11 protein-coding genes are annotated in these 13,258 nt (G+C 47.7%); 5 read left to right on the top strand and 6 right to left on the bottom strand.

What is annotated here, in order from left to right; all coding sequences use genetic code 11:
* The first annotated feature begins 44 nt into the window (after positions 1 to 44).
* Complete coding sequence (gene rimK, locus ACT6NU_RS04790) at positions 45 to 1,418, top strand: 30S ribosomal protein S6--L-glutamate ligase (RefSeq protein ID WP_445383325.1); 1,374 nt, start codon at positions 45 to 47, stop codon at positions 1,416 to 1,418.
* Between the two features lie 12 nt (positions 1,419 to 1,430).
* Here rimK and ACT6NU_RS04785 read toward each other — a convergent pair whose 3' ends face one another.
* Positions 1,431 to 2,381, bottom strand: coding sequence for an NAD-dependent epimerase/dehydratase family protein (locus ACT6NU_RS04785; protein WP_445383324.1), 951 nt, complete (start codon positions 2,379 to 2,381; stop codon positions 1,431 to 1,433).
* A 66-nt stretch (positions 2,382 to 2,447) separates the two neighbouring features.
* Here ACT6NU_RS04785 and ACT6NU_RS04780 point away from each other — a divergent pair, with 66 nt between their 5' ends.
* From ACT6NU_RS04780 to ACT6NU_RS04770, 3 genes are read left to right on the top strand one after another with little or no spacing between them, the layout of a single operon-like run.
* On the top strand, positions 2,448 to 2,939 hold the full coding sequence (locus tag ACT6NU_RS04780; RefSeq protein ID WP_445383323.1) for a hypothetical protein: 492 nt from the start codon (positions 2,448 to 2,450) through the stop codon (positions 2,937 to 2,939).
* Positions 2,932 to 3,435, top strand: a complete 504-nt coding sequence (locus tag ACT6NU_RS04775; RefSeq protein ID WP_445383322.1) for a nuclear transport factor 2 family protein — start codon at positions 2,932 to 2,934, stop codon at positions 3,433 to 3,435. Before ACT6NU_RS04780 ends, ACT6NU_RS04775 begins: the two co-directional genes overlap by 8 nt.
* Before the next feature lie 4 nt (positions 3,436 to 3,439).
* The gene (locus ACT6NU_RS04770) at positions 3,440 to 5,041 is read left to right on the top strand and encodes a trehalase family glycosidase (RefSeq protein ID WP_445383321.1); all 1,602 of its coding nucleotides are present in this window, start codon (positions 3,440 to 3,442) and stop codon (positions 5,039 to 5,041) included.
* 14 nt (positions 5,042 to 5,055) lie between these two features.
* On the opposite strand, the gene ACT6NU_RS04765 is transcribed toward ACT6NU_RS04770, so the two are convergent.
* The 3 genes from ACT6NU_RS04765 to ACT6NU_RS04755 all read right to left on the bottom strand — a co-directional run bounded on the left by ACT6NU_RS04765 (position 5,056) and on the right by ACT6NU_RS04755 (position 8,987).
* Complete coding sequence (locus ACT6NU_RS04765) at positions 5,056 to 5,760, bottom strand: hypothetical protein (protein WP_445383320.1); 705 nt, start codon at positions 5,758 to 5,760, stop codon at positions 5,056 to 5,058.
* Between the two features lie 127 nt (positions 5,761 to 5,887).
* The gene (locus tag ACT6NU_RS04760; protein ID WP_445383319.1) at positions 5,888 to 6,709 is read right to left on the bottom strand and encodes an SDR family NAD(P)-dependent oxidoreductase; all 822 of its coding nucleotides are present in this window, start codon (positions 6,707 to 6,709) and stop codon (positions 5,888 to 5,890) included.
* The gene (locus ACT6NU_RS04755; protein WP_445383318.1) at positions 6,702 to 8,987 is read right to left on the bottom strand and encodes a M28 family peptidase; all 2,286 of its coding nucleotides are present in this window, start codon (positions 8,985 to 8,987) and stop codon (positions 6,702 to 6,704) included. Before ACT6NU_RS04755 ends, ACT6NU_RS04760 begins: the two co-directional genes overlap by 8 nt.
* Positions 8,988 to 9,111: 124 nt before the next feature.
* Between ACT6NU_RS04755 and ACT6NU_RS04750 the strand changes: the two genes are divergently transcribed.
* Complete coding sequence (locus ACT6NU_RS04750) at positions 9,112 to 9,582, top strand: CBS domain-containing protein (RefSeq protein WP_445383317.1); 471 nt, start codon at positions 9,112 to 9,114, stop codon at positions 9,580 to 9,582.
* Here ACT6NU_RS04750 and ACT6NU_RS04745 read toward each other — a convergent pair.
* Positions 9,560 to 9,961 carry a hypothetical protein gene (locus ACT6NU_RS04745; RefSeq protein WP_445383316.1) on the bottom strand — a complete coding sequence of 134 codons (402 nt, stop codon included), beginning with the start codon at positions 9,959 to 9,961 and terminating at the stop codon, positions 9,560 to 9,562. The genes ACT6NU_RS04750 and ACT6NU_RS04745 overlap by 23 nt on opposite strands.
* A gap of 131 nt (positions 9,962 to 10,092) precedes the next feature.
* Positions 10,093 to 13,233, bottom strand: a complete 3,141-nt coding sequence (locus tag ACT6NU_RS04740; protein ID WP_445383315.1) for a VPS10 domain-containing protein — start codon at positions 13,231 to 13,233, stop codon at positions 10,093 to 10,095.
* Positions 13,234 to 13,258 lie beyond the last annotated feature (25 nt).

Genomic DNA, 13,258 nt, shown 5'->3' with positions numbered 1-13,258 from the left:
AAAACTTAACTGCAAATTAAAGCAGGCTTATCTAAAGCTTATCGATGAAAGAATTAAAGATCCTCGGGAGTGAGGAATGGTGCATTTTTGAGGAACTCGGGATCCCGGCCATTAAAGCACGTGTAGATTCGGGAGCCAAAACGTCCTCCATACAGGCGACCAATTTTAAGGTCTTTATGAAGCATGCCGAGGAATGGGTCCGATTTGAAGTGCATCCTTTACAGGATAACCGCAGCATTGCCCTCACTTGTGAAGCCCGGATGGTAGACCGGAGGACGGTTAAAAGTTCCTCCGGGATTTCAGAGGAACGTTTTGTGATACGTACCCCTGTAAAACTGGGAGCTGAAAAATTTGAAATAGAACTAACCCTTGCCAACCGGGATACGATGGAATACCGGATGCTTCTGGGAAGGGAGGCCCTTACAGACAGGTACCTTGTCAACCCTGCTGAAAGCTGTACCCAGTTGGATATTACCGATGAGGAATTGAACCGCAAGTATTCAGCCTATCAGAAGAAAAAAACCGGGCTTAAGATTGCCCTGCTGGCCAGTAACCCACAGTTGTACAGCAACAAGCGTTTAATGGAGGCCGCCCAGGCCCGCGGCCATGAGATCGTTTTTCTCAATGTGGAACTAGCCTACATGAAACTCGATGCCAATTCGCCTCAGATCCGTTACCGGGGTGGGAACATCCTCAATGAATTCGATGCCATTATTCCCAGGATCAAACCGTCGGTAACCTTTTATGGCTGTGCCCTTATCCGGCAATTCGACAACCTGGGGGTGTATTGCCTGAATTCCGCAGAGGCCATTACCCAGTCCCGGGATAAACTCTTTGCCTCCCAGCTATTTGCCAGGCACGACATCCACATCCCCATAACCGGCTTTGCCAAATCCCCCAACGACACCAAAGACCTTATCAAAATGGTCAATGGGGCTCCCCTGATCATTAAACTGCTGGAAAGCACCCAGGGGAAAGGAGTAGTGCTGGCTGAGACAAACAAGGCTGCAGAAAGCGTTATTAATGCCTTCAAAAGTGTTCAGACCAATATCCTGGTCCAGGAATTTATAAAAGAGGCCAATGGGCAGGATATCCGTTGCTTTGTAGTAAATGGTAAAGTTGTGGCATCTATGCAGCGGCAGGCCGAGAAAGGCGAGTTCAGGGCAAACCTGCATCAGGGGGGTAAAGCTTCCATAATCAAAATTACCGCTGAAGAACGCAAGCTTGCCCTTAAGGCGGCCCGGGTTTTAAACCTGGCTGTAGCCGGGGTAGATATCATCCGGTCGAATCGCGGACCCTTACTACTGGAGGTAAATTCCTCCCCGGGGCTGGAGGGAATAGAAAATGCAACCGGAAAAGATATTGCCGGCAGCATGATAATGGCCATTGAGAAAAAGCTGAAATTCCACGCAGATTAGAAGGCCTGAATGCTATTTTATTTGTTCGCGTAGCTGCGCAAGCATGGTTTCTGTGGTTTTATCCAGGTCAAACTCCGGATCCCAACCCCAGTCTTCTCTCGCCCGGGAATCATCGATACTGCTGGGCCAGGAATCTGCAATTTCCTGTCGAAAATCCGGTTCGCAGGTCATCTGAAAATCCGGCAGGTGTTTCTGTATGCTTTTTGCAATATCTGCCGGGCTGAAACTCATGGCCCCCAGGTTATAGGAAGAGCGAATGCTGAGCTGTTCTCCATCGCTTTTCATCAAGTTAATGGTAGCACGGATAGCATCGTCCATATACATCATGGGCAGGCGGGAATCTGCCTTTAAAAAACAAGTATAACGGTTATGGGCCAGGGCTTCGTGGTAAATTTCAACAGCGTAATCGGTGGTGCCCCCTCCGGGTTGGGTTTTCCAACTGATCAGTCCGGGATAGCGGATGCTTCTGACATCAACACCGTACTTCCTGTTATAATACCAGCACCAGCGTTCCCCTGATTGTTTGCTGATCCCGTAAACGGTGCTGGGCTCCATAACGGTAGATTGCGGGGTTTGTTCCTTGGGAGTGTTGGGGCCGAAAACAGCAATGCTGGAAGGCCAGAACAATTTCTCGATCTTACCCTCCTTGGCCAGGTTCAGTACATTGAAGAGGGTATTCATATTCAGATTCCAGGCCCTTGAAGGAAATTTCTCGGAAGTGGCACTCAACATGGCAGCCATCAGGTAAATTTCCTCCACTTCATAATGCATAACGGCCTCCTCCAGGGCATTGTAATCGGTAGCATCCAGTAATTCAAAAGGACCGGACTCCATTAATTCAGAACCTCCCTCCCGGATGTCACTGGCAACTACTTTCTCATCGCCGTGCATCTGCCGGAGGGCCAGAGTTAGTTCAGTCCCGATTTGACCACAGGCTCCCAGAATGAGAATAGTTTTTGCCATTTTTAAAACGCTTCAAATGTTATTGGGTATAAATATAACTGTTCTTAAAATTTGTACATTCGCTATATGTGGAAATTCTTTTGCGCGATGCTCTTGTTGATGCTGTGCGGGGCTTGCCGGGAGACCCCCGGGCAGGAAACGGTTACAATTACAGAACGCACCTTTCAATCAACGGACTGGCCCCGGGCAGTACAGATCAATCCGCAGGCGAGTGCTATTTTGAATTCCTGGCCTGAGTTCAAAACTTTTGAAAATCGCTTTGAACGCTTACGGGAGGTCAGGGGGGAAGAAGAGCTGGGTTTGTTGCTGGAAGAACTCATTGAACTGAGTAAAGAGCTGCAGGCATCCGTATTTCCCAAAGACTTTAACGAGATGTCTGTAAGGAGCCGGCACAAAGTAGTAGATACCTATTTATATAAAGTACAGGCTGCCATTGTTTACAGGCAGGATATAAATGAGGCGCTACAGGAATTAATGGGGGCTTATAATGCCTTGCGGGAGCAGTTTAATGTAATTAAATCCAGTACGCTGGACCCTAAATTATTTGAGAATGATTAGATATTTGATCCTATTCATACTATGGGCTCCCTTGGGCATGAATGCGCAACAAACTGCAGAACAGGAAGTTTCAGAACTCCTGGACCAATGGCATACAGCAGCCGCACAAGCAGATTTTGAAGGGTATTTTAACGCCATGGCAGAGGGGGCTACTTTTATAGGGACGGACGCGACGGAAAATTGGGATAAAAAAGAATTTATGGCCTTCTCCAAACCTTATTTTGACCAGGGGAAAGCCTGGTCCTTTAGAGCTCTGGAAAGAAATATTTACATTGGAGCCTCAGCAGAGGTGGCCTGGTTTGATGAAGTATTGGATACCTGGATGCAACTATGCAGGGGTTCCGGGATTGCCGTCAACCAAAACGGGGAGTGGAAAATTGCACACTACGTACTTTCTCTGACCGTCCCAAATGAAAAAATTGAGGGCGCTATTGCCCTGAAAAAGGAATCGGACAGCTTGTTCATGCAGCAGCTGGCCAGAAGCAAAACAAATTAAAATAATGAACGGATTACCTATGAGGAAATTCAGGTTTTTCCTGCCCCTGGTTTTGGGCGGGCTATTGCTAACGCAATGCAGGGAAGCGCAGCAAACAGAAATTGCAGCAGAATCGTTCTATCAGACCGAATTGTTCAAAGATGTACAGATGCGGGGAATTTTTGAGGATTCGAAGACCTTTGTGGATTTACGCAGGGATCGGTCCTTTCAGGATTTGGAACGCTTATATCTGGAAGAGCGGGACAAGAGTGGATTTGACCTGCAGGCCTTTGTGGAAGAACATTTTAAGGATGCCAGCCGTCAGCCCAGCGGCTTTAAAACGGATACAACCCGCAACATGTATGAACATATTAGCGGAATGTGGGAGATATTACGCCGCGGACCCGATTCTGTAAATGCCTTTTCTTCCAGGATTCCCCTTCCTGAGGAATATATCGTTCCGGGGGGGCGTTTTAAGGAGATTTACTACTGGGACAGTTATTTTACGATGATCGGGCTGATGTCTGATAACAGGATGGACCTTGCAAAAGCCATGCTTGCCAATTTTGGCCACCTCATTGATTCCCTGGGATTTATCCCAAATGGTACCCGAGACTATTACCTGACACGATCGCAACCCCCGTTTTTCTCGAGTATGGTAAACCTTCTCGCTCAGGAAGACAGTATTATAATGGATCAGTACTTCCCGCAGATTGAAAAAGAGTACGCATACTGGATGGAGGGAGCGTCGGATTTAGAGCTCAGTGAAGGCGGCAGGCGTGCCATCCGTACAGGGGAAGAATCATTTATGAATCGTTACTGGGACAGTTCAGAGCGCCCAAGACCGGAGTCGTACAGGGAAGATGTTTTGCTTGCAGAGAATATCCCAACAGAAGAAGGCAAGGCCAAGCTGTATGCCAACTTACGCGCTGCGGCTGCTTCAGGCTGGGATTTCAGCAGCAGGTGGTATGCCAGGGAAGGGGAATTTGCCTCCACCCAGACCAATGAACTGATTCCTGTTGACCTCAATAGCCTGATGTACTTTACCGAACGCCTTATGTCTGACCATTACGCGAAAAAGGGAAATACCGAAGCTTCACTGGAGCTGCAAGAGCGTGCAAATTTACGCTCGGAAATGGTCAACAAAATGCTGTGGAACCGAACCGAAGGATTTTATGTAGACTACAATTTCGTAAGCAACGACCGTTGCAGGGAACTTACCCTGGCAGGGGTGTTTCCTCTGTATTTTAATATAGCGAAACCAGAACAGGCTGAGGAGGTAAAGGACAGAATCATGACTGATTTCCTGAAACCTGGCGGGCTGGTATCTACTCTCAGGTTTACCGGGCAGCAATGGGACGCTCCAAACGGATGGGCGCCACTGCAGTGGGTTGCTGTTAAAGGGCTTCTGAATTATGGATATACGGAGGAAGCCAGGGAGATCATGCAACGCTGGCTGACCTTAAATGAACGCGTGTACAAGGAAACGGGCAAAATGATGGAGAAATACAACGTTCAGGATATAACGCTCCCCTCGGGAGGCGGAGAGTATCCTACCCAGGATGGTTTCGGGTGGAGCAATGGGGTAGCCCTTGGATTCAGAGATTTGCTGAAAGCAACTGAATAGGGGCCAGGCCCTGTTTAATTTTTTTCCTCCGTACCTTCCTTCTCCTTACGAGACTCCAGGGCTTGTTTGCTCAGGCTTGCCAGGTTGAAATTAGGGTCCAGGGCCAAAGCTTCATCAAAGCTTGCAATAGCCTGGTCTATATTATTCTTGTCTATATTGTATTGCACCAGGCCCCTTAAATGGATAAAAGCAGCCTTCAGGGAAACCTCATAGGGTTGTTGCCGCTCATAGAAGGCGTGTTTCATTTCTTCGGTAGCGTTGGCAACTCCGTATTCGATTTCAGCCATGGCCCCTTCATTATCCCCTACCTGGATTTTCAGGTCTGCTACTTCGTAGGCCAGGTACGGATTGCGATTTCGCTCGTATAAAGCCATAAATTGTTCCAGGGCCCTTTTGGGCTGATTCAGCGATTTTAGGGAAACTGCCTTTACCTGAACAGCCAAATCCGAATCATTTGCATTTTTCTCAATCCCAATGGTATTGAGGGCCTGCATATGCATATTATTGTTTGCGTACACATATGCCAGTGTATCCCTTCGCTGTATCGATGGGTCCAGTACGTTCAGATGGGTGAGTGCATTGATGACCCCACGTACATCGCCTTGTATGCGCATTTGTTTGTAGTAGGATTCGTAGTGTTTTTTTAGGGCTTCATTACCGCTTTGTCCCTGAAGGGATAAAGTTGCCAGCCCCAGCATTAAAAACAATATTTTTTTCATTTTCCCGAAATAATTAAGTGCGCAAAATTACATTATTTTTTTGGTTCAAAGGGCATTCCTTTTCTTAAAAGATGGGGCAGGCAGGCCCGTGGGAGGGGCTTTAGTGAAGCGTTTGAGGCTCATATTTTCAGAAGGATTCGTCGGAATACAGGCTTTTGCTAAAATGTATTCCGGCGGCCCCGAAGATTGCGCTGTTGATTATTTTTCCACTGACGGGCCCGGGCGTATCCTGATACAAGGGTGGCTTCAGACCTCTTTTAATAGCTTCTGTGGCATAATAATCCCGTTTGCGCGGATGTTCAGGGCTAACCGCATTAAAAATAGATGCTTCAAATGGTTGTTCCATTAAGGACAGAATGGCAAGGATAGCATCACTCCTGTGGATCAGGTTAATAGCGTCATTTCCCCCTGAACGGATCTTTTTCCCAGATAGTTGGTATGCAGGATGCCGCTCCTGGCCGATAAGCCCACCCAATCGCAAAACCTGAGTATGTGTGCCTTGGAGGCTCAATAACAGCTTTTCTGCTTCCAGAAGCTCTCTGCCCTTAGCGTCCTCCGGGATGGCAGGGACCTTTTCAGTTATAAGCCCTTGCGTATTTCCATAAACGGCTGTACTACTTACATAAATAAGCCTTGGCAGCCCTGCATGCTTAAATGCCTTTATTAAATAACTGAGTTTGCTGAGGTAGCTTCCGGAAGGCCCTGTGCGCAGTCCGGGTGGGATGTTGAGAATAAGGCAATACAACCCATTTAGAAACCCTGTAAGGTCACCCTCTATGCCTGAAGTTTCTGCCTTGAGGAAGAAAGGCTGAATACCGGCTTCCCCGAGGATCTGCAATTTGTCTTCCGAGGTGGTACTGCCTTTGACCATGAAACCCTTCTCCAGCAATCTTTCCGCCAGCGGGAGTCCCAGCCAGCCACACCCCATCACACCTATGGTCTTATTCAAAGCGAATATTTTTGGTAACCAATACCGCATCGTTCAGTACAAAGGGCATAGGGATTTCTGTATCCGGCCTTGGGGGAACCGTGAACAGCGGATTGGATAGCAAGTCATTTGAGGCTTCGTATAACGTAAGTTCCAAAGGCTGGTCGGCAGGAAAAAATAACTCGAGTTCCGTGGATTCGTTATCGCTGATATAATGTGTCAGAAGCTTGGATCCGCGGCGGTTTTTCAGGTAATATTCCGAGAGCTGTACGCCGTTCACAATCGCCTTGTTCAGTCCGATCTTATTGGTGAAAATCTCCAGTCGGTTTACATCTCGCTGAGGGCTGATGCGCAACCGGAGCTGGCGTTGTTTCTCTGAAATGGTATCCACCAAAACTGTAACTTCCGGAGGGGGCACTTCTTTTACCGGGGCCTTACGGACAAAGGAAAAACCGGTGCTGTACTTACTGCTGAGGGTTTGATCTGTCACCGGCCCCGGAGCTGAAGGCTCCGTACCCAGAAAGGCCTGCGTCCAGGAAGAAGGTTCCTTTTCATAGGTTGCCCATAGGGCCTCCGATTTATCAGTATCCAGAACGTATAGTAAACTGCTCGGTTTTGGTTGATCTTTGGTAAAATCACTACTGAAATGAGCTCCCAGCATGCAAATAAGGAATAAGCTGATACCCAGGCCAGCCAATTGTTTCTTTTTTGGAAATTCCAGGAGTACAGGAAGTAATAACAGGAAAATAAGTACGCTCAGTACGCTGCTGGCAAGAATCATTTTCAGGCCAAGGCCAACCGGGAACATTTTTACAAAAGGGGCAAAGATCCAAAGAGCCGGTATTGAAAGAGCCGTTAGCACAAAAGGGTTAGGAGAGACCTGTCTGATGTGGATAAACATGGATATCAACAAGGCATAAACCGGAATCAGAAAAAAGGCCGCTCCGGGGAGATAGGCATTGAGAAAACCGCACAAAACAAGCCAAAGTAGGGCGGGGGCAATTAAAAGATCGGTTGTTCTGACATGCTTATAATAGGAGTAGATCCAGAAGCAACTCCCCACAGCCAGGCTGCTCAGGGCTGTAATATATAAATATCCATTATAGGTAAATCCATGGAGCATGTCTGCATACCCCGGATAGAGATATTTCAGGATAGGCCAGGAGTAGTATCCGGCCAAAGCGTTCAGCAACAGGCAGAACAGGGCCGGAAGGAATCCTGTAAGTACTCCCTTGATCCGTATATCCCCATTTTTAAAGCCCAATGTCAAAAGCACTACAAAAAAGACTGCCGCCAGAAGAAACATTGGCCAGATCCATTCATAAGGATAGGAAAGCAGTTTAAAAAAGGGTACGTTGAAATACACCCTTTCATTCAGGCTTTTTAGTCCACCCAGTTCGGCGTTTGCAAAATAGTTTAGCAACGGCATCAGATAACTTCCCTGATGGGCCAGGGTATTGCGGTCCAGTCGGTCTGCAATATCCAGGGCTGTATGGTAGTCAAAGTGATCGTCTATAAAAGCAAAATTGAAACCTTCTATGTCCGCATCTTCCCTGAAAACGGTAAGGTCTGTATCGTTAGGGAGCATTTTATAAATACTGTAGGCCAGGGAATTGGCAACAGGGTAATCCGGCATTGCCGCCTCAAAGCCTTTGATCAGGTTTTCATTCCCGCGGTTGGTCTCTATGAGCATATAGGACGGACCGCCGCTGCCCCTTGCTTCAAAGTTCAGAACCAGCCGTACATCTTTGACCCAGGGGTGCTGGTTTACAAAGAGATCGGCCCCGTTTAAACCCAGTTCTTCCGCATCTGTAAACAGAATAATCAGGTCATTTTTATGTTTCTTTTTACCTTCGAGATAGGCTCTCACCCCTTCCAGAATGGTTGCCACCCCGCTGCCTGCATCGCTGGCTCCGTAAGAGGAATGCGGACTGCTGTCGTAATGCGATAGTAGCACAAGGGCATTACCCCCTTCACTTCCTGGAATGCGGGCCATAATATTGGTTGCCCGGCTGAAATTACCCCAGTCCCCCGCGGTATAACCCGTCTGAAGCCTTACTTCCAGGCCCATGCTTTCCAAGGCTTTAACAAGATATTCGCGAACGGTACGGTGTTCGGCAAAGCCTACCCCATGGGGTTGTTCTGAGAGGGCCTCCACCTGTTTCATTGCCCTGTCTGTTGAGAAGTTTGCCGGCTCGGAGTCGAAATCGGCCTGGTACCCGGGCATGGCACCCTCAAAGGCCCAGAAAGCAATCAGAAATAAAAGTAAGAGGCAGGTGGCTGCAGTGATCGGTTTCATTAGCTCCAAGACTTTTTTAAATGTATGAAAATATAAGCATCCGGCGGAGAGGCAGTTATTAATTTAAAAAAGTTCTTAAAAAAATGGTATATTTAAGATTAACCTTTCTAAAAACAACAATATTATGGGTATTAAAAGCTTTATGGGCCGCAGGGCCAAGGAAGCATCCAAAAAAGAATACGATGCCCCCATCCTGGTCAGCGATTATATGACCAAGAAACTGATTACATTCAGTCCTGAACAATCCATCCTGGAGGTTATGGAATCCTTTGCAAAGAATCGCATCTCAGGAGGTCCGGTTCTCGACGACAATGGTTTTCTGGTTGGAATCGTCTCAGAGGCGGATTGCATGAAACAGATCTCGGAAAGCCGGTATTTTAACCAGCCAATTCTCGATAAAAGTGTTGAGCGATTCATGACCAAAACAGTGGAGACTATTCCACACGATATGAGCATTTTCGATGCAGCCGGAGTATTTCACAAAAGCCACCGACGCCGCTTGCCGGTTATGAAGGACGGTTTGCTAATTGGCCAGATAAGCCGCAAGGATATTGTAATAGCTGCCCTCAAACTCAATTCCCATAACTGGAAGTAAAAACTTTTTCTGTTTCTTTTTTTGGGCTCTCAGCAGTAGGTATAAACCGGATATGGCACTCGCCTACGGCGTAATAACCTATGTCGTACAGGAAGTACGTTTTAATTCCGTTTACACTGGTGTAATGTCGGGTAACTGACCCAAAGTCAAAACCAATATCGAGCAGGGCCTCTCTGGATATCAATCCATCCTCCTGATGCTTCAGCAACTTTTTAAGGAGGCGGTAATTCCTTCTCAGGCGGTTGTTGGTTTTGAGCAATACGCGGTTTTTCTCACGATTTCTTCTATTGTTGAATGTATTCCTGCAGGAATCACAGCAGAATTTCTTATCTGATCTTCCCACCAGCTTTTCGGCGCATTCCAGACAGGCTTTATGCATGCTAAAAGGTTTTATACAGGACTCGAAGGCTACCGTAAGATGTGAACCAAAGATTAGATTATAAAAAGGCCGGCAGCGCTTTTGTTCAAAGAAAACCTGCCGGCCCGAAAAATCATTTCAGTTATCTACCCCTAATCTTTAAGGATAAGAGCCGGGAGTCCGAGTTCCTGGTATAGCGTATTATAAGCCTGCATTCCCTCATTGACAATGGCATCCCTTTCCCTGGCAAATTGATCCCAGGCAATGTTAAGATCCTTCAGGCGTTCTTTTGCACCCCCTGTCAGTGCCGGCTCCGCCACATCAATAAAACCTTTCAGGTACATCAATTCGGCATTGAGTTGGTTGTTGAAATTTATGACATCCTGGAATGTTTTCTGCTTGGGCTGGATCAGCTGCTCTTCCCATTTCGTAATGCGGTCCAGTAATTCTTTTCCCTTTTCAATCAGGGGAGAGGCCTTTGCATTATCCTTCAACAGGGATTCATAGGCCTGCAACTGTTCTTTAACGGAACGGAGTTGGTTAACCGCCAGGTGCATATCCCTGATAGCATCTTCAATCTGGTCCAGGGCCTGCTGTTGTTCTCTGTACGCAGCAGCTTCTGCCTTGATTTTTGGATGCGCAAGGATAGTGAAAGAGACACTCCTCTCCAGGCTGTCAATTTTCAGCTTTGCCGTATAGTTCCCCGGGGCAACCCTGGAGCCGCTGTAGTCTCCGTAAACAAATACCCCATCAACTGCCGGAAGACTGTTTTTCCTGAAATTCCATGTAAACCTGTTATACCCCATTTTTGCCGGTAAAACCTCGGGTTTAGATGGTCCTCCCGGCCAGGATTTGAATGTTGAAGGCCCTTTACTGCTCAGGCTCCTGATGATTTTGGTACCATTTAAAATTTCCAGGGTTATTTCTGTAGAATCTGACCCCTTAGGCAAATAATAATCCAGGATAACCCCGGATTTTGGGTTGGCTCCCAGGGAAGGTATGGGTTTGTCTGAATACCCCCCTTCAAATAGATAGGTGTCCGAAGGTTTCAGTAACCGTACTTCGGCGGGATTAGCTGGAGCTTGCTGCAATGGGGCCAGTTCATCCAGTATCCAGAAGGACCGCCCAGCGGTAGCCGCAACCAGGTCATTATTGCGAAATGTGAGGTCGTTTATGGGCACAACAGGCAAATTGCGCTGGAAGCGTTGCCAGAAATTTCCTCCGTCAAGAGAAATATAGAGGCCTGTTTCCGTTCCTGCATACAACAGGCCTTTTCGAACGGGATCCTCCCTGACTACCCTTACAAAGCTATGTGGGTCATTCAGACCGTTTACAATGCGGTTCCAGGACTTTCCGTAATCCGTTGTTTTGTATATATAGGAATTCAGGTCCATAAATTTATAGCGCATCAGGGTAATATAGGCTGTGCCTGGGTCGTGCGGTGAAACTTCTATACTGTTTACAATTCCCTGTGGCATTCCAGAGGGGGTAACATTTTCCCAATTAGCTCCCCCATTACGTGTAAGATGAACCAGCCCGTCATCCGACCCTGCCCACAAAACTCCTTTTTCATGTGGCGAGGCTACCAGATACATGATTGTATTGTAATTTTCGCCCCCTGCAGCTTCATTGGTAAAAGGTTGCCCGCCCGGGCCATGCTTCTCCGTTTCATTCCGGGTGAGGTCCGGACTGATAATATCCCAGCTCTGGCCGCCGTCAGCCGATTTAAAAATGACATTTCCAGCGTGATAAATTACCGAACGGTCATGGGGGTCAGAAATAATAGGGGCATTCCAGTTATAACGGAATTTGAAATCTTCAGGGGCGTTGCCCAGAGACAATTCCGGATATTCTTTAATGGGCTTGCCTTCCCTGGATGCACGCACCCATTTTTCAATAATACCCTGGTAACATCCCCCATACACAACTTCGGGATTATCCGGGTCAAAGGCCAGATAGGCGCTTTCACATCCCGCAACGGAGTACCAGTCTTTCCAGTCTATTCCCATGTCATTGGTACGGCTGGCTATGGCTATGGCAGAATTATCCTGCTGTCCGCCATAGACCATGTAAGGAAACTGGTTATCGGTAATAACCCTGTAAAATTGTGCGGTTGGTTGATTTTGCTGGCTGCTCCAGCTTGCGCCTGCATTGTTTGAAATATTTGCTCCCCCGTCGTTGGCGTTGATCATTTTTTGGTTGTCCTTCGGATTTATCCAAAGATCGTGGTTGTCCCCATGGGGTGTGGAAACAGGCTGAAAGGTTTTCCCTCCGTCAATTGATCGTGTAACCGGAGCATTAAGCACATATACCCGTTCCGGATCTACCGGATCTGCAAAGATTTCCATGTAATACCAGGAGCGGGCTACGTTAATGCGGTCTTTATTTACCTGCCGCCAGTTTTTACCCCCATCATCCGATCGGTATACCCCTGCTTTCTCGCCTTCGGCTTCCAAAACGGCATAAACCAGATCGGGTCGGGCGGCTGAGGCAGAGATACCTGCCTTCCCAAAGGCTTCCGGGAGGCCCGATTTTAATTTAGTCCAGCTGTTTCCTCCATCCGCCGACCGATATAAACCGGAATGTTCTCCTCCGGATTTCATGGTCCAGGGATAGCGCTGGTGTTCCCACATGGCCGCATATAAAACAAGTGGGTTGTTTGGATCCATGCTAAGGGAGGACGCCCCTGTAGTATTATTGATAAATAGCACCTTCTTCCAGCTCATGCCGCCATCCGTGCTTTTATAGACACCCCGTTCCGCACTGGGCCCGTATTGGGCACCCTGTACGGCCACAAAAAAGGTTTCAGTATCCGTGGGGTGAATGATCACGTCTGATATGTGCCGGCTCTCATCAAGGCCCAGGTGTTCCCAGCTTTTTCCGGCATCCCTGGAGACGTATACTCCGTCTCCCATGGAAGTCATTACCCCGCGGGCTGCGTGTTCGCCCATTCCGGCCAGTACAATGTTCGGATTGCTCTCAGAAACATCCAGGGCACCTACTGTGCCTGTTTTAAGAAAACCATCGGAAATATTTTTCCAATGGATCCCGTCATCGGTTGTCTTCCAGATACCCCCGCCGGTGCTCCCCATATAGTAAGTGCCGGGTTGGGATACCACTCCGGTAACGGCCACACTCCTTCCGCCGCGGAAAGGACCGATATTACGCCATTGAAGGGAATTATACAGCGAATCGCTTACCCTCTCAGGGTTTTGCTTTTGATTTCTTCTCTGAGCATTGGAAGCCGGGGCTGCTATGAGGCAGGCAACAGCGAGTAATATCCAGTATTTCATTTTAGAGTTTTTAAGGTTGGTTTGT

This window comes from Robiginitalea rubriflava, from assembly GCF_052540725.1.
This window is presented reverse-complemented; position numbering and strand designations above follow the sequence as displayed.